16 protein-coding genes, 1 tRNA gene and 1 pseudogene are annotated in these 15776 nt (G+C 40.0%); 8 read left to right on the forward strand and 10 right to left on the reverse strand.

The window, feature by feature from the left end; translation table 11 throughout:
- Positions 1-101: 101 nt before the first annotated feature.
- The gene (locus IC572_RS02265; protein WP_187854929.1) at positions 102-785 is read right to left on the reverse strand and encodes a phosphatase PAP2 family protein; all 684 of its coding nucleotides are present in this window, start codon (positions 783-785) and stop codon (positions 102-104) included.
- Between the two features lie 24 nt (positions 786-809).
- Here IC572_RS02265 and IC572_RS07715 point away from each other — a divergent pair.
- The 4 genes and pseudogenes from IC572_RS07715 to thiE form a co-directional block, all read left to right on the forward strand.
- Positions 810-899, forward strand: a pseudogene (locus tag IC572_RS07715) (type I restriction endonuclease); the annotation flags it as partial.
- Positions 900-1076: 177 nt separating this feature from the next.
- Positions 1077-1856: a hydroxyethylthiazole kinase gene (gene thiM / locus IC572_RS02270; RefSeq protein ID WP_187854930.1), complete on the forward strand. Its 780-nt coding sequence runs from the start codon at positions 1077-1079 to the stop codon at positions 1854-1856.
- Positions 1853-2662 carry a bifunctional hydroxymethylpyrimidine kinase/phosphomethylpyrimidine kinase gene (gene thiD / locus IC572_RS02275; RefSeq protein WP_187854931.1) on the forward strand — a complete coding sequence of 270 codons (810 nt, stop codon included), beginning with the start codon at positions 1853-1855 and terminating at the stop codon, positions 2660-2662. Before thiM ends, thiD begins: the two co-directional genes overlap by 4 nt.
- Complete coding sequence (thiE, locus tag IC572_RS02280) at positions 2655-3308, forward strand: thiamine phosphate synthase (RefSeq protein ID WP_187854932.1); 654 nt, start codon at positions 2655-2657, stop codon at positions 3306-3308. Before thiD ends, thiE begins: the two co-directional genes overlap by 8 nt.
- A 108-nt stretch (positions 3309-3416) precedes the next feature.
- On the opposite strand, the gene IC572_RS02285 is transcribed toward thiE, so the two are convergent.
- The 9 genes from IC572_RS02285 to der all read right to left on the reverse strand — a co-directional run bounded on the left by IC572_RS02285 (position 3417) and on the right by der (position 11927).
- Positions 3417-4154, reverse strand: a complete 738-nt coding sequence (locus IC572_RS02285; RefSeq protein ID WP_187854933.1) for a hypothetical protein — start codon at positions 4152-4154, stop codon at positions 3417-3419.
- Positions 4154-5431 carry a bifunctional phosphopantothenoylcysteine decarboxylase/phosphopantothenate--cysteine ligase CoaBC gene (gene coaBC, locus IC572_RS02290; protein ID WP_187854934.1) on the reverse strand — a complete coding sequence of 426 codons (1278 nt, stop codon included), beginning with the start codon at positions 5429-5431 and terminating at the stop codon, positions 4154-4156. The genes IC572_RS02285 and coaBC overlap by 1 nt, the downstream gene beginning before the upstream one ends.
- The gene (gene pseB / locus IC572_RS02295; protein WP_025453876.1) at positions 5428-6411 is read right to left on the reverse strand and encodes a UDP-N-acetylglucosamine 4,6-dehydratase (inverting); all 984 of its coding nucleotides are present in this window, start codon (positions 6409-6411) and stop codon (positions 5428-5430) included. Before pseB ends, coaBC begins: the two co-directional genes overlap by 4 nt.
- A 21-nt stretch (positions 6412-6432) precedes the next feature.
- Positions 6433-8196 carry an OmpP1/FadL family transporter gene (locus IC572_RS02300; RefSeq protein ID WP_187854935.1) on the reverse strand — a complete coding sequence of 588 codons (1764 nt, stop codon included), beginning with the start codon at positions 8194-8196 and terminating at the stop codon, positions 6433-6435.
- Complete coding sequence (locus IC572_RS02305; protein WP_187854936.1) at positions 8193-8810, reverse strand: HP0838 family lipoprotein; 618 nt, start codon at positions 8808-8810, stop codon at positions 8193-8195. Before IC572_RS02305 ends, IC572_RS02300 begins: the two co-directional genes overlap by 4 nt.
- 19 nt (positions 8811-8829) lie before the next feature.
- Positions 8830-9435, reverse strand: coding sequence for an LPP20 family lipoprotein (locus tag IC572_RS02310; RefSeq protein ID WP_001236594.1), 606 nt, complete (start codon positions 9433-9435; stop codon positions 8830-8832).
- 548 nt (positions 9436-9983) lie between these two features.
- Positions 9984-10060 (reverse strand) — tRNA-Arg (locus IC572_RS02315).
- 56 nt (positions 10061-10116) lie between these two features.
- On the reverse strand, positions 10117-10401 hold the full coding sequence (locus IC572_RS02320) for an HU family DNA-binding protein (RefSeq protein ID WP_001029080.1): 285 nt from the start codon (positions 10399-10401) through the stop codon (positions 10117-10119).
- 140 nt (positions 10402-10541) lie between these two features.
- Positions 10542-11927 (reverse strand): ribosome biogenesis GTPase Der, encoded by a 1386-nt coding sequence (gene der, locus IC572_RS02325; RefSeq protein WP_187854937.1) that lies wholly within the window; start codon positions 11925-11927, stop codon positions 10542-10544.
- Positions 11928-12003: 76 nt separating this feature from the next.
- Between der and IC572_RS02330 the strand changes: the two genes are divergently transcribed.
- The 4 genes from IC572_RS02330 to gatA all read left to right on the forward strand — a co-directional run bounded on the left by IC572_RS02330 (position 12004) and on the right by gatA (position 15775).
- Positions 12004-12888 carry a hypothetical protein gene (locus IC572_RS02330; protein WP_187854938.1) on the forward strand — a complete coding sequence of 295 codons (885 nt, stop codon included), beginning with the start codon at positions 12004-12006 and terminating at the stop codon, positions 12886-12888.
- Between the two features lie 86 nt (positions 12889-12974).
- Positions 12975-13763, forward strand: a complete 789-nt coding sequence (locus IC572_RS02335) for a spermidine synthase (protein ID WP_187854939.1) — start codon at positions 12975-12977, stop codon at positions 13761-13763.
- Between the two features lies 1 nt (position 13764).
- Complete coding sequence (coaE, locus tag IC572_RS02340; RefSeq protein WP_187854940.1) at positions 13765-14355, forward strand: dephospho-CoA kinase; 591 nt, start codon at positions 13765-13767, stop codon at positions 14353-14355.
- Positions 14356-14413: 58 nt separating this feature from the next.
- The gene (gatA, locus tag IC572_RS02345; RefSeq protein WP_187854941.1) at positions 14414-15775 is read left to right on the forward strand and encodes an Asp-tRNA(Asn)/Glu-tRNA(Gln) amidotransferase subunit GatA; all 1362 of its coding nucleotides are present in this window, start codon (positions 14414-14416) and stop codon (positions 15773-15775) included.
- Position 15776 lies beyond the last annotated feature (1 nt).

The raw sequence follows: 15776 nt of genomic DNA on the forward strand, positions 1-15776 counted from the left end.
GTATTATCGCAAAATACCCCCTATCCCCTTAAGAGAATGAGTTTTATCAAAAAATAGAATTCTAAAAATTTTAGTTGTCAGTGTTTGGTTAAATAAAGCCTTTATTGATTATAAGGGCGTTTCAAAAACCCCAAATAAAGCGCTAAAGAGCAACACGACCAAGCAATCCCTAATAAAAACCCTCCTAAAACATCGCTAGGGTAATGCACCCCTAAATAAACCCTATCATACGACATTAAAACAATCCAAAAAAGTAAGATGATAGCACCGATAGTTTTAATGCGATTGTTTGCGTTAGAATAGCATAACAACAACGCCAAAGAGCCATAAAAAAGCGCTGAAGCTAAAGCATGCCCGCTGGGGAAACTAAAGCCATGCGCGAAAACCAATTCGCCATTGGTTACAGGCCGTGGGCGCGCCACTAAAAGCTTAAGGGATTTTAAGGTGAATTCACCTAATAAGATGCTAAAGAAAAACCACACCCCCAAAGCGATGCGTTTTTGAAACCCAAACCACAAGCCAATGAGTAAGGCTATAGGAGTGGTGAGCTTGCTTTGCGCAAACCATGTGCTAAAAAACACGAAAGAAAGCCACGCGCTCCCTTGAATGGGGGCAGGGTTGCGGATCAAGTCTATAAAAAATAAATCCAATTGTTGCACCCACTCTTTTTGAAAAGCCACCCCGCTTATTACAATGCCAAACAATATAAAAAAGACCACCCCAACGACCCCAAGCGCCTTAGCCGCTTTTTTCTCTCTCACGCTTATCGTTCTGTCAAATACCATTCAAACCCCTTTTAAAAATGTCTTTTGAAAAATGGGATTATAGCTTATTTATCCCACAAACGCACACAAAACGCAAGGAATAAAAAAATAATATTCTTTGATATAATGAAACCTTTCTCGTTTTTTCCACCGCTTTTGTGATCTCACTAGCGCTATATTTAAGAAAAATGAGATCAAAAAAGATGAGGTGAATGAAAAATAGTTCATGAACGCTTTTATATTAAAACTCAAAAAAAGCGTCGCTCAATGGATTTTTTGTATAAAATAAAAGAAAATTTAAGGAGGCTTGTGATGTTAAAAGAATTACGCCAAAAACGCCCTTTAGTGCATAATATCACCAATTATGTGGTGGCGCAATTTGTGGCTAATGGTTTGTTAGCCTTAGGGGCATCGCCTTTAATGAGCGATGCCATTGCTGAGATGCAAGATTTAGCGAAAATTTCTGACGCGCTCGCTATCAATATTGGCACTCTCAATGAACGCACCATTTTATGCACTAAAGAGGCTATCAAACGTTACAAGGCTTTGAATAAACCCATCGTGTTAGATCCTGTGGGGTGTTGCGCGAGTGCTTTGCGCCATGACACAAGTTTAGAGCTTTTAAAAAGTGGTGGGATTAGCGCGCTTAGGGGTAATGCTGCAGAATTAGGCTCTTTAGTGGGTATTTCTTGCGAAAGTAAGGGGCTAGACTCTCACTATGCCAACACGCCTGTAGAAATAATCAAACGAGCGGCTCAAAAGTATTCTGTGATAGCGGTAATGACGGGTAAAATAGATTACGTGAGCGATGGGAAAAAAGTTTTTAGCATCAGTGGGGGGAGCGAGTATTTAGCACTCATTACTGGGGCTGGGTGTTTGCACACAGCAGCGTGCGCGAGCTTTTTAGGTTTGAAAAAAGACCCCTTAGATTCTATGGCGCAACTTTGCGCGCTCTATAAACAAGCCGCTTTTAATGCACAAAAAAAAGTGTTGGAAAATAACGGCTCCAATGGTTCGTTCTTGTTTTATTTTTTAGACGCTCTAAGCTTGCCCATAGAGTTAGAAAACAGCCTTATTAAGGAAGAGTGGTGAAAATTTATCCGCAAGTTTTAAGCATTGCTGGCAGCGATAGCGGTGGGGGTGCTGGGATACAAGCCGATTTGAAAGCGTTCCAAACTTTGGGCGTGTTTGGGACAAGCGTGATCACTTGCATCACCGCGCAAAACACACAGGGCGTGCATGGGGTTTATCCGTTGAGCGTTGAGAGCGTGGAAGCGCAAATCTTAGCCATTAGAGATGATTTTTCTATCAAAGCGTTCAAAATAGGGGCGTTATGCAATAATCAAATCATTGAATGCGTGGCAGACGCTTTAGAAACTTGCGATTTTGGGTTGTGCGTTTTAGATCCGGTGATGGTGGCAAAGAATGGGGCTTTGCTTTTAGAAGAAGATGCGATTTTAAGCTTAAAAAAACGCCTTTTACCTAAAACCCATTTACTAACCCCTAACCTCCCTGAAGTCTATGCGCTCACAGGCGTTCAAGTGCGAGACGATGAAAGCGCTTCAAAAGCGATGGGCGTTTTAAGGGATTTAGGCGTTAAAAACGCCGTGATTAAAGGGGGGCATACAGAGCATTTTCAAGGGGAATTTAGCAACGATTGGGTGTTTTTAGAAGATATTGAATTTATCCTAAACGCCAAGCGCTTTAACACCAAAAACACGCATGGCACGGGCTGTGTTTTATCTAGCTTGATTGTGGGCTTACTCGCTCAAGGGCTGGATTTAAAAAACGCTATCACAAAGGCTAAAGAGCTTTTAACTATCATCATTCAAAACCCCTTAAACATTGGGCATGGGCATGGGCCTTTGAATTTGTGGAGCATCAAAAAGCATGTTTGATGCGAATTGTTTGAAACTCATGTTTGTGGCTGGTTCGCAAGATTTCTACCATATAAAAGGCGATAGGACAAACGCGCTTTTAGAGACTTTAGAATTAGCTTTAGAATCTCAAATCACAGCGTTTCAATTCCGCCAAAAAGGCGATTTAGCCTTACAAGATCCTGTTGAAATCAAACAATTAGCCCTAGAGTGTCAAAAATTATGCAAAAAATACGGCGTGCCTTTTATTATTAATGATGAGGTGCGACTCGCGCTAGAATTAAAGGCTGATGGCGTGCATGTGGGGCAAGAAGACATGGCTATAGAAGAGGTAATAACTTTATGCCAAAAGCGCCTTTTTATCGGTTTGAGCGTCAATACTTTAGAGCAAGCCCTAAAAGTGCGCCATTTAGACGGCGTAGCCTATTTAGGGGTAGGCCCTATTTTCCCCACACCATCTAAAAAAGACGCTAAAGAAGTTGTAGGCGTAGAGCTTTTAAAAAAAATACGAGACAGCGGGGTAGAAAAACCCCTTATAGCGATTGGGGGCATCACGACAGATAACGCTTCAAAATTGCACGAATATGGGGGTATCGCCGTCATTAGTGCGATCACACAAGCCAAAGATAAAGCCTTAGCGGTTGGAAAACTTTTAAACAATGCGTGAGGAATTCTAAAATTTTGCATGGATTAAAGTAAAAAAAGGGTATCGCTTTTTTATTGGATTTAAAAGCGCTTAAATCCATCATAAAGGCGTTTTAAAACGCTAAAAGTTTTATCCTATCGTATCCAATAAGCGCTCTTCAAAGGCAAAAAGCATAGGGGTTTTTTCGCACACAATTTCCACAAAAGAAAAGCCTAAAAGGGTGTTTTGAGCCTCTTTTAAAACCTCTTTGGTCCTTTGGAGGGTGGTTTTTAAAAAAAGTTGTTTCTCTTTTTCTTTTAGATAAATAACGCCGCCAATTTCGCCCAAGTTAGGATACAGAGCGTAAAAATCAACGCTTTGTTTTTTGGCTTTCATTTGCAAAAAGGCTTTTTTGCGTTCGTTTTCAATTACAAAGCTTAAAACCTGCGATTGCAAGCTTAAAAGCATGTTGGCTGTATTCAAAAACTCTTGCGGATTTTTAGCATGGACTAATTTTTCGCTCAAAAGTTCTTTGTATTCTTTTAAAGGGGTATTGTCTTTGGCGCTCAATATTTCTTTGATTTGTTTCATTTCAAGGGTGGGCAAATCGTTTAATGCGTCTAAGATTTTTGGGGCAGGCACTAAATTTTTAAGCACAATATCGCCCAGCTGATTTCTTTGCATAGTCGCAAAATAAGGCTGATTGATTTTCAATTCCTGTTCGCTTTTAGTGGGGATAATTTTATTGCCCACTTGCAAAAGAAAAAGATCTTTATCTTGTTTTTCTAGCACTTTTAAAAGAATGGGTAAAGTGGCGTTAAAATGGTGCGCGGCGTTTTTGGAATGAAGGGCGTTAAGCTGGTTTAGGGCGTTTAGAGCTTCTAGCATTAAAGGGCGTTGTCTTTGATGAAATCAAGGATTTTAAAGCTCGCTTCTAATTTGTTCATAGAAGGGATTTTTTGGGTTTTTTTATGGCTAAAAAGCCACAATTCATTCTCTAATGAGCCAAAAGGGCGCAAATCTTTAATGAGGTTTAAAGCGACCACAGAGCAATCCTTACCGTTATTTTGAGAAGGTTTTAAAAGATTTTGTGCATTTTGCATGGCGTTTTGTTGATCGTCTTCAGCTTTAAAGCCGATTTTAACGAATTGGTTAGGATTGACAGAAGCCAGTAAATCCTTATTTTGAACGCATTCAATGTTTAGGGTTTCGCCGATTTCGCTTTTTTTAAGCTTATGGTTAAAAGAAGTTTTAGGCACATAATCGCTAATGGCGGCTAAATTGAAAAGTAGGGGTTTTAAGGCATGTTTTTGCAAGTTTTTAGCGGCGTTATTTAAGGCGTTTTCATAAGAAGCGGTGTCGCTGACTAAAACGCTTGTGATTTCTTTAGGCAAAGGGGTAGGGAAGCTTGATGCAATCAAAGTTACTTTGGCTCCCTTAAAATATAACGCCAAAGCTAACGCGCTCGCTTGAATCCCGCTAGAAAGATTGCTAATAACTCGAACGCTGTCAATCTTTTCCACGCTCGCACCGCCCATGATTATGACTTCTCTGTTTTCAAAATAAGCGTCTTTTAAAAGCGTTTGAACGGCTTTAAAAAGGATTTCTAAAGGCTCAGCCATCGCCCCATCGCCTTTAGTGTCGCATGCTAAAAGGGCGTTTTGGGTGTCTAAAATAATGTGGTTGGAATCTTTCAAGCGTTTTAAATTACTTTGAGTGATAGGGGAATTGAGCATGTTAGTGTTCATGCTAGGGGCTAGGATTTTAGGGGAAGGGCAAGCTAAAAAAGTTGAGCTTACGATATTATCCGCTAAAGCGTGAGCGATTTTAGACAAGCTGTTAGCGCTTAAAGGGGCAAAGATGAGTAAATCAGAATTAGCAGCGCATGCGATGTGGTTGTGGTGCAATTTGTTTTGGTGGTTGTAATACCATTTTTCATTACAATCATGCAAGACTTTATGGTGGCTCAAAGCTTCAAAGCTTAAGGGTTTGATGAATTTTTTCGCTCCCTCACTCATCACCACTTGGATACTAGCCCCGCTTTTAAACAACAAGCGCGTTAATTCTAGGGATTTATACGCCGCAATAGAGCCACTCACGAGCAATAAAACGCGCTTGTTTTCTAACAATCTTAAGGGGTAAAACAAATCTTCTAAAAAATTCATAATAATTTTAACAAATCATCAGGCTCTAGCCATTGGTTATTATTGTGGCTGCTGTATTCAAAATCAGGGGCGACTTTTTGACCCTTTTCGTGGAGTCTGGTGAGCGTGTAATCTTTAGGCGTTTGGAAGCTTATGGTGGGCTGAATGATAAAAAAGTCTTCAAATTCTAGGGCCAAATGGCTTTCATCTTTAGGGATCATCACTTCATGGAGTTTTTCACCCGGGCGAATCCCTATGATTTTAGTAGGGATATTAGGAGCTAGGGCTTTAGCGAGATCAGTCATTTTCATGCTGGGGATTTTAGGCACAAAAATTTCCCCCCCATGCATTCTTTTCAAGCTTTTAAGCACAAAAGAAACCCCCTCATCTAAGGTGATCCAAAATCGTGTCATGCGAATATCGGTAATGGGGATTTCACTCGCTTTGTTTTGGACTAATTTTTTAAAAAACGGCACCACGCTCCCACGACTCCCCACCACATTACCATAACGCACCACGCTAAATTGCGTTTGAGAAGAGCCTTTAAAGTTATTCGCGCTCACAAAGAGCTTATCGCTGCACAATTTGGTTGCACCGTAGAGGTTAATGGGGTTAGCGGCTTTATCGGTGCTTAGGGCGATGACTTGGCTGATTTCATTTTTTAAGCATGCGTTAATCACATTGCTCGCCCCCATGATATTGGTTTTAATGCATTCTAGGGGGTTGTATTCAGCGATAGGCACATGCTTGAGCGCGGCCGCATGGATACAAATATCCACGCCCTCTAAAGCGTAATTCAAGCGCTCTAAATCCCTGACATCGCCGATAAAAAAACGCATCCTGGGATCGTTAAATTCCATGGCCATTTCGCTTTGCTTTAATTCATCTCGGCTATAAACGATGATTTTTTTAGCGTTGGTGGTGTCTAAGACCTTACGAACAAAGCGTTTGCCAAAACTCCCAGTGCCTCCGGTGATTAAAATCGTTTGGTTATCTAGCATGTTTTGATGATTTGGCATGTTTTACCAGCGATAGCCCAAAGAGGCACTAAAGATTCTCAATTGCCCAATACTTGGGGATTGATACAAACTGGAGCGGTTGCTCTTAAAAGTGAAACTTCCCGCTACGCCCAAATCAAAGCCCCTAAAATTGTATTTAGTCCCAAAAGCCACGGTATAGCCATTAGAGTCCGGGATACCTATCGCATCTTGAGGGCTTGGGGCTTGATCATAATCAATAGCGCCCATTAGACGCAAGCTTTTACCCATGTAAGTTACCCCTAATCTAAAGGTGTTGGTGTCCCTCCAGCCAGCCCCCATGTTCATCACGCTTTTAAAATTCGCTAAGCCTACCATTTTTTTAAGCGTTTCAGAGTCTAGTGAAGCCACCGTTCCGCTTAAGCCCTTGTAAGTGGCGTTCGCAAAATCAGGGGTTACTAAAAATTTATTCCCTTGACTCCAAAAAGTGCGCTCAAACACCCCCTCTATTCTTAAATGGTCTTTAAAAAATTGGTGGGCGTAGGCTAGGCTTAGGGTTTGGGGGAGTGAAACATTGATATTCAAGCTGCCTTTAGTCAAAACGCTCCCTAAAGAAGGGCCAAGCTCTGTGATAGCCACTAAACCGCCTTTCATGTTGAATGTAACTGAAGAATTATACACCACCGAAAACATGCCATGATCAAACACACGCAAACTCGAACCCACTCTATAGCCCCCCGATACGCCTTGCCCGTTAGATTTTTGCACGACTTGAGTCGTGCCATAAAGATTCGCACTCGCTTTGATTAAACCGCTATAACCCATGATTTTTTTCAAGCCGTTATAAAACTCTTGACAGCTCTGATCGCTCATATCCCCACCGGCTTTTTGGCAATTAAGCGCTGGCTGATAGCCAATATTGCCTAATAAAGTCATCATATTACTTGGCACTTGATCGGCAAAAACATTGTTGGGTAAATTTAAAATCTGTTCCGCGCTCAAAACCGAAGCGCCCTCTAAAGGCACATAAACGGTGTTATTAAAGCTCCCGGTCGCATAAAGCCCCCTTAAGCCCACGCCCACTGAAAAGCGTTTATTGATAGTGTAGCTCATGCTAGGGGCAAGCTCTACCATCATGATAAACACATCATGCAAAAATTCCCCCCCCTTACCATTCCATTTCATGCCTAGTCCGCTAGGAGCGGTGAAACTCCCCCCAAAAGTGAAGCCATTATGCGTGCGCGTTTTATAAAAGAATTTGGGTAAAACAAAATTAGTCGTGCCCGTCCAGCCATTCACGATTTGAGAATCAGGATTTGAAGCGAGGGTTACGACTTTTTGATTGGTTAGATTCATAAGCCCTTGAACACGATTGATTGCTTGTGATAAGCCATTGGTAGCGGCCGTATTGCCAAGCGCTTTAAGGATATTGCCTAATCCTATAGTGTTGATGATGCCTAAAATATTTTGTTGGCTTTTATCAATTTCTAAACTCGTAACTGAATACAAGCCTTGATTAGTCGTGGGGACTTTAAAGCTAAAGGCCGGGATATTAATCACGGTGGTGGTTATTTCAAATTCGCTTCTGTTTTCGCCCCAATCGTTAGTAAAGCCCATATTCGCCGGGTTATAAAAGGAAGCGTCAGCCCCCCTAGCCCCAGCGACATACGCCGAGCCTAAAGCCGTGCCATTTAGGCTTTGCTCTTGGATTTTAAAGCCATTGGCATAAGAAAGCAAAGGCAGGCTCAGAGCGATTAAATGGCGTTTTTTGAGCTTTTTAAAATAACAGAATGGGGAAAAGTTTTTCATTGGAGCTCGCTATCAGCGTTTTCATTATCTTCTAAATCTTGTAAAGAAGGCTCATAGGGTTCAATCCTAATAGCAATTTTTTGCGTCAAATTTTGGAAAGAAATCAGGCCATTTTTTCTTTCATAAAGGATAATTTCCCCGCTTTTTTGAAACCTTTGGATCACATATTCAGGGGTTAGGTGGCGTTTCCCTAAACCTTTAAAAATATCCCTCCCTAAAACAATGTCATCAAACAAATCCCCATAGCTCACCTTACCAAACAAATCCCTTGCAGCAATCCATTTAGCCGAACATTTTTGGCTAAAACAAATGTTTCGTTTAGTCATGTAAATATCGCCCACTCTTTGGCTGAGCTTGTAAAGGGTTACTTCAATATTATGGTCTTTATCGGTTTTAATCGTGCCGTAATCATAAAAGCGAAAAACCGGCGTGTTAATATAAATGAGCCTGAATTGGCGCAAGGCATTCAAAGTCTCTTCTCTTTTTTTATTGGCTTCTTCTTGTCTGATTTGCTCCCTAGTTTTGGGGGTTTGCTTAGAAAAAGGGTGCTTGGAGCAAGAGACAAGAAAAAGCGTCATGAAAAATAATAAAAAAGCGTTTTTAAAATACCGCATGATTATAGAGTAAGAGGGTTTATCCTCTCGCTCCGCTCAAAATACGATACCAAATCCTGCCGTCTAATTTAAGCTCCATGCTCACTTGACACAAGCCGTCTTTATAGATGGTCTCAGTGATTTCAGCGTTACGAATGAGAGCGTTGACTCTCGTTTTAATCACGGAATTTTGTAAAACCATGTCTTTGACGGTGTCTTGAGCGTTCACCCTAATACCATACATTTTTTCACCCAATTGGCGGTAGCCATCAACGATAGCGGCTCGCTTGGCTAGAGCTAGGGCTTGAGAGGGCGAAATGGTGGATTCTGGAGCCACGCCCATGCCCACTGCGTTCAATTCAATAACATTATTAGGCGTGAGAATAGGGGTGTTAGGGATAGCGTTAGTGGGATTAGAGCTAATGATGGGCTGATCGTTATTCTCAAGGCGAGGGCTTGGGAGAGGCTGAATGCTCTTTCTAGGGGTGAAATTGGTTGGGGGATAAATGGGGGCTTGCAAGCCGTTAGCTGAAGGGGGGATTAGTTGAGCGTTAGTGTTACGCTTTTTAAAGAGACTGCAACCGCTTATCAAAAGAGCGGCAACAAGCAATGAATTAATACCAAAAAAGGCAGTGTGCAAACGCATGGGCATTTTCCTTAAAATGAGTTCATCAAGTCTATTATATCATTTTTGAATGGATTTGTCATGCGGATATTCTTATTAAGCTTATAAGGCTAGTGAGCTTTAAGTTTAAAGTCTAGGGGGTTATGATTTATTTTTTGGCTTTCCTAAATTTTTAATAGGGATCACTCAATTTTTTAAAAAAGGGGATTTTCATGGCTTGATTGTATCGTTTTAAGATTTTATTTGATGATAAAACTCATTTTTTAATTTTGATTTTTAAACCCATTTTCTTAATAGATAGGAGGCATTTTGAAAAATTCTCCCCTACAACCCACAACTAAAAACCCTTTAAAGAGCGCTTTTTTAAGAGGTTATCGCTTGTTTTTTGAAAGATCTTTTTAATTGTAAAAAATGCTTTGAATATTTTTTAAATAAGATGAGAAATAAAATATTTTTTTGAGTGCTTTTTAAGGATAAGGTTAAATTTTTAATTTCTTTTAATTACCTTTTTCATCAACAACACAAACAACGACTATTTTAAATCCTTATGGTAGTAAAAATAGTGCGAATGGTGTCCTTGGCGGGATTCGAACCCACGACCTTACGATTAGGAATCATACGCTCTATCCAGCTGAGCTACAAGGACATTTTATAAGAAAGCAAGAAACTCTATTGATAAGCCCCTTGCTGAGTGGATCAAATTTACTTGCCTTCTCCAACTTTTTGTTTAAGGATTTTACCGGGTTTGAATTTAGGTACTCGTTTGTCTTCGGTTTTATAAGTTTTATCGCTTCCTGGAACTTTACCCTCTTTGCCTTTTTGCTCTGCGGTTTCAAATTTGCCAAAACCAATCAACTCCACGCTCTCACCCTTGCTTAAAGCTGTTTCTACCGCTAGAGTAAAGGCGCTGATCGCTTCTTCAGCTTCTCTTTTGCTGTTGTATTTACCCGCTTCTTTAACCAAATCAATAAATTCCGCTTTGTTCATGTGGATAACCCCTTTTCTAATAGATGCTAAAACCAAGCGATTTAGTGCTTAGCCTGACTGATTGAGCGGTAATTATAATCAAATCCTAAAGATAAATCAAGCAAAAACGCTTTTTTAAGGGGGTTTAACGCATAAAAAATTTAATTTTGTTGGGTTCTCTTTTTATCTTTAGCGTTAAGGATTAAAGGCGTGCCTAAAAAATTAAATTCTTTCCTTAAGGTGTTGATCAAATAGCGTTTGTAACTGAAATGCAAGGCTTTAGGGCGATTCATTACAAGAGAGATTTGAGGGGGTTTGGTGGCAAATTGCGTGGCGTAATACACTTTCACTAATTTCCCGCCATCGCTTGGCAAGGGGTGTTTTTGGGTGGCTTGATTGATCACGCTATTGAGCAAGCTCGTGGGAATGCGTTTGGAAAAACACTCATAGACTTCTATGATTTTATGCTTGATTTCATCTATATGGCGCGCTTTTAAGCAGCTGGTTGTGATCACGGGGGCGTATTCTAAAAAACGGAATTTCCTTTTTAAGGTTGCCATGATTTCTTCATAAGGGGCGTAGCGGATGTCCCATTTGTTTAAAATGAGAATGATGCCTAAAGAGTGTTTATCCGCTAAAGAGCTAATTTTTTCGTCTAATTCCACAAAAGGAGCGCTCACGTCTAAAACTAAAAGCACGATGTGGGATTTTTCTAAGGCTTTTTGCGTGCGTTCTAGCGCGTATTTTTCAATGCCTAAGATTTTACCCCTATGCCTGATGCCAGCGGTATCCACGAAGCAGATTTTTTGATCGCCTATGAGAATAGTTTCATCTATGGGGTCAATGGTCGTTCCAGCCACGCTAGAGACAAGACTCCTTTCTTTTTTTGTGAGCGCGTTTAAGAGTGAGCTTTTGCCCACATTCACCCTCCCAATGATGCCTACTTGAATGATTTCTTCTTCCTTAGTTTCTTCTTCTGATGCGTTATTTTCTAAGCTTTCTAAAATATCCGCATCCAAATCCTGCTCTATGATTTGATTTAAATTCAGTGCGTTCAACACCGCATCAATCAATGCGCTAATACCTCTATTGTGCGAAACGGAGATGTTAAAACTCTTGGGAATGCCAAAAGAAGAAAACGCATAAGATCGCTCTTTTTCTTTGTCGTTATCAATTTTATTGATCACTAAAAAGCAGTTAGGGTTGATCTTAAAAACCTCTCTAAAAAGCTTAAGATCTTCATCGCTAGGGATAGACTTGCCATCCACAACGTATAAAATCAAATCGCTCATTTGAGCGGCTTTTAAATTGAGGGCTTTGATTTCTTTAGACAAAAGAGCGTCTTTAGCCATGCCCCCTGTATCTAGCAATTCCACTTCATGACCATTCAATGCGATTTTTCGTTTGTTGATGTCTCGTGTAGTGCCTGCAAAATCTGAAGTGATAGCGATCCTTTCTCTAGCTAAGCGGTTAAATAGTGAGCTTTTCCCCACATTAGGCTGGCCTAAAATCGCAATGGTTTTTAAAGTTTTATGGCTTGTATTCATCTTTTTTATCGCTTCAATTTAATCAAAATTAGATTACAATATTATAGTTATTTAAAGCTTAAATAAGGGTCTGGCATTGTTTTTAGTCAAAAAAATAAGCGTGGTAGTAGTGGTTTTAATATGCTTTTTAGCTTGCTCGCAAGAAAGGTTTATTAAGTTGCAAAAAAAAGCCCAAGAGCAAGAAAATGACGGCTCTAAACGCCCCAGCTATGTGGATTCGGATTATGAAGTCTTTAGCGAAACGATTTTTTTACAAAACATGGTGTATCAGCCTACAAATGAAAGAAACGCTTTTTTCCAACTGACTAAAGATGAAGATGATTCTTTTAACCCTGAAACTTCTGTGATTTTGTTGAATGAGCCAAGCGATAATAATGAAAAAAACCCGCCCCTATACCAAAACGATCCCAATAATAATGATGACAACGCTAATAATAGTCAAAAAAACCCGTTCCTTTACAAGCCTAAAAGAAAAACAAAAAACCCAAAACTCATTGAATATTCCCAACAAGATTTCTACCCCCTAAAAAATGGGGATATTGTGATGAGTAAAGAAGGGGATCAATGGTTGGTAGAAATCCAATCCAAAGCCTTGAAGCGTTTTTTAAAAGATCAAAACGATAAAGATCGCCAGATCCAAACTTTCACTTTTAATGACACTAAAACGCAAATCGCGCAATTTAAGGGCAAAATTTCTTCGTATGTTTATACCACCAATAACAGCGATTTGAGTTTAAGGCCTTTTTATGAATCCTTTTTGTTAGAAAAAAAGAGCGATAATGTTTATACGATAGAGAATAAGGCTTTAGATACCATAGAGATTTCAAAGTGTCAAATGGTGTTAAAAAAGCATTCAACCGATAAATTAGACAGCCAGCATAAAGCCATTAGCATTGATTTGGATTTTAAAAAAGAGCGCTTTAAGAGCGATACGGAACTCTTTTTAGAATGCCAAAGTTAGGGCGTTTATTACGACAATTTAGATTTTTTTGGGTAGCATGTTAGCGTTTCAAAGGCATGGATATTGTTAAAAAGTAAGGAATGTTTATGTGGATCACCCAAGAAATCACGCCGTATTTGCGTAAAGAATACACCATAGAAGCGAAATTATTAGATGTTAGAAGCGAGCATAATATCTTAGAGATTTTTAAATCTAAGGATTTTGGTGAAATTGCGATGCTCAACCGCCAGTTGTTATTCAAGAACTTTTTGCATATTGAAAGCGAATTGCTCGCTCATATGGGGGGTTGTACCAAGAAAGAGCTTAAAGAAGTTTTGATTGTGGATGGGTTTGATTTGGAATTAGCCCACCAGCTTTTTAAATACGACACGCGTATAGATTTTGTGCAAGCGGATGAAAAGATTTTAGATAGCTTCATTAGTTTTTTCCCCCATTTCCATGAAGTGAAAAATAATAAGAATTTCACGCACGCTAAACAACTCTTAGATTTAGACATTAAAAAATACGATTTGATCCTTTGCTTGCAAGAGCCAGATATTCATAAAGTGGATGGTTTAAAAAGAATGCTTAAAGAAGATGGGGTGTTTATTTCGGTGGCCAAACACCCGTTATTAGAGCATGTGAGCATGCAAAACGCCCTTAAAAACATGGGCGACTTTTTTGCTGTTGCCATGCCTTTTGTAGCGCCTTTAAGGATTTTGAGCAATAAGGGTTATATTTACGCTTCTTTTAAAAACCACCCCTTAAAAGATCTAATGACGCCAAAAGTAGAAGCGCTAAAAAGCGTGAGATACTATAACGAAGACATTCATAGGGCCGCATTCGCTTTGCCTAAAAATTTACAAGAAGTCTTTAAAGACAATATCAAATCTTAAAATGATCTTAAAAAACGCTATCGCTCTCACAGGGGGGATAGGCACCGGTAAAAGCACCACCCTTAAATTATTAGAATCGCAAGGTTATAAGATCCTAGATGCGGATAAGATCGCCCACCAATTATTGCAAGAGCATCGGCTAGAAATCGCCCAACATTTTGGATCAGATATTTTAGAAAAAGATATTTTAAACAGAAAAAAACTTGGCGCGATCGTGTTTAAAGACCCTAATGAATTAAAATGGCTAGAGGATTTTTTGCACCCCTTAATCCGTGAACGCATGCTTAAAAAAGCCTGTGAATTAGAGAAAAATCATCAAGCGTATTTTTTAGACATCCCTTTGTTTTTTGAAGTGGGGGGTAAAAAACGCTATCCTGTGAGTAAAGTGGTTTTAGTCTATGCGCCTAGGGCCTTACAAATTGAGCGCCTTTTAGAGCGAGACAAACTCAAAGAAGCTGAAATCTTGCAGCGCTTAGCTTGTCAAATGGATATAGAGCAAAAACGCGCCATGAGCGATTACATTATAGACAACAGCTCCAGTTTAAAAGATTTAAATAAGCGAGTTGAACGCTTTTTAAAAACGCTCTTATAAGCTCGTTTTGTCTCTAAGCATGTTAAACTACCATTAAATTTTTTGTAAGGCTAAAAACATGATCACTTTAAAACAAGCCCTTTCTTTATCCCAAGATGAATTAGAAACCCTTAAAAACGAAATTGACGCTAAGGTTAGAGCTTCAGATTTGAACGCTTATATTAAAGCCCCTAGCCTTAATGGCGCTAGCGCTAAAGGGGTGCCAATCCTTATTAAAGACAATATCAGCGTTAAAGGGTGGGAAATCACTTGCTCCAGTAAGATTTTAAAAGGCTATATCGCTCCTTATCATGCGAGCGTGATGGAAAACTTGCACCAAAACAGCATGGCAGGGTTTGGGCTTTCTAACATGGACGAGTTTGCGATGGGAAGTACCACAGAGTCTAGTTGCTATGGGATCACTAAAAACCCACGAGACAAAAACAGAGTGCCTGGAGGGAGTAGCGGAGGAAGCGCGGCAGCCGTGGCGGGAGGCTTAGCGGTGGCGGCTTTAGGGAGCGATACGGGCGGGTCTATTAGGCAGCCGGCGAGCTATTGCGGGTGCGTGGGGTTAAAACCCACTTATGGGAGGGTGAGCCGTTATGGTTTGATAGCGTATTGCTCTAGTTTTGATCAAATCGGGCCTATCACGCAAAATGTAGAAGACGCTTCTATTTTATTTGACGCTATTAGCGGGTATGATAGCAAGGACTCCACGAGCATAAATCTCAAACCCACGCAAACCTTTAAAAACCTTAACAGAGACAAACGCTTTAAAATCGCTATCTTAAGGGATCACATTAAAGACGCGAGCAATGAAGTGCAACTCGCTTATGAAAACACTATTAAAGCCTTGAAAGAAATGGGGCATGAGATTGTGGAAAAAAAGATGTTGGATTCGCATTATCAAATCTCTATTTATTATATTATCAGCATGGCTGAAGCGAGTTCGAATCTGGCCAGATTTGATGGGGTTCGTTACGGGAGGAGGGCTCAAAATATTAAAGATTTGAAAGAATTGTATCTCAAAAGCCGCAGTGAAGGTTTTGGCGATGAGGTGAAACGGCGCATCATGTTAGGGAATTTTGTCTTAAGCAGTGGGTATTATGACGCTTATTATTTGAAAGCCCAGCAAATGCGTTTGATAATTAAAGAGCAATACAACAAGATTTTTGAAGAAGTGGATTTGATTTTCACCCCTGTAGCCCCTACGAGCGCTCATTTATTCAATTACCATGCAAGCCCTTTAGAAATGTATTTGAGCGATATTTACACGATTGGGGCGAATTTGAGCGGTTTGCCAGCCCTTTCTTTGCCGGTCGCTAAAGATCCTTTAGGCTTGCCCATAGGGATGCAATTCATTGCTAAGGCTTTTGATGAGCAAAGCCTTTTAGATGTTTCTTACGCTTTAGAGCAAGAATTAGATTTAAAATTAGATTAAG

This window comes from Helicobacter pylori (assembly GCF_014496485.1).
Lineage (GTDB): Bacteria > Campylobacterota > Campylobacteria > Campylobacterales > Helicobacteraceae > Helicobacter > Helicobacter pylori_DD.

What these genes read in the sequence shown, in the direction of transcription:
- gatA (WP_187854941.1), top strand. Translation starts at nt 14,414, where the DNA reads ATGATCACTTTAAAACAAGCCCTTTCTTTATCCCAAGATGAATTAGAA.
- IC572_RS02285 (WP_187854933.1), bottom strand. Translation starts at nt 4,154, where the DNA reads ATGCTAGAAGCTCTAAACGCCCTAAACCAGCTTAACGCCCTTCATTCC.
- IC572_RS02265 (WP_187854929.1), bottom strand. Translation starts at nt 785, where the DNA reads ATGGTATTTGACAGAACGATAAGCGTGAGAGAGAAAAAAGCGGCTAAG.
- coaE (WP_187854940.1), top strand. Translation starts at nt 13,765, where the DNA reads ATGATCTTAAAAAACGCTATCGCTCTCACAGGGGGGATAGGCACCGGT.
- thiE (WP_187854932.1), top strand. Translation starts at nt 2,655, where the DNA reads ATGTTTGATGCGAATTGTTTGAAACTCATGTTTGTGGCTGGTTCGCAA.
- IC572_RS02310 (WP_001236594.1), bottom strand. Translation starts at nt 9,435, where the DNA reads ATGCGTTTGCACACTGCCTTTTTTGGTATTAATTCATTGCTTGTTGCC.
- IC572_RS02300 (WP_187854935.1), bottom strand. Translation starts at nt 8,196, where the DNA reads ATGAAAAACTTTTCCCCATTCTGTTATTTTAAAAAGCTCAAAAAACGC.
- IC572_RS02320 (WP_001029080.1), bottom strand. Translation starts at nt 10,401, where the DNA reads ATGAACAAAGCGGAATTTATTGATTTGGTTAAAGAAGCGGGTAAATAC.
- thiM (WP_187854930.1), top strand. Translation starts at nt 1,077, where the DNA reads ATGTTAAAAGAATTACGCCAAAAACGCCCTTTAGTGCATAATATCACC.
- coaBC (WP_187854934.1), bottom strand. Translation starts at nt 5,431, where the DNA reads ATGAATTTTTTAGAAGATTTGTTTTACCCCTTAAGATTGTTAGAAAAC.
- IC572_RS02305 (WP_187854936.1), bottom strand. Translation starts at nt 8,810, where the DNA reads ATGCGGTATTTTAAAAACGCTTTTTTATTATTTTTCATGACGCTTTTT.
- IC572_RS02335 (WP_187854939.1), top strand. Translation starts at nt 12,975, where the DNA reads ATGTGGATCACCCAAGAAATCACGCCGTATTTGCGTAAAGAATACACC.
- pseB (WP_025453876.1), bottom strand. Translation starts at nt 6,411, where the DNA reads ATGCTAGATAACCAAACGATTTTAATCACCGGAGGCACTGGGAGTTTT.
- der (WP_187854937.1), bottom strand. Translation starts at nt 11,927, where the DNA reads ATGAATACAAGCCATAAAACTTTAAAAACCATTGCGATTTTAGGCCAG.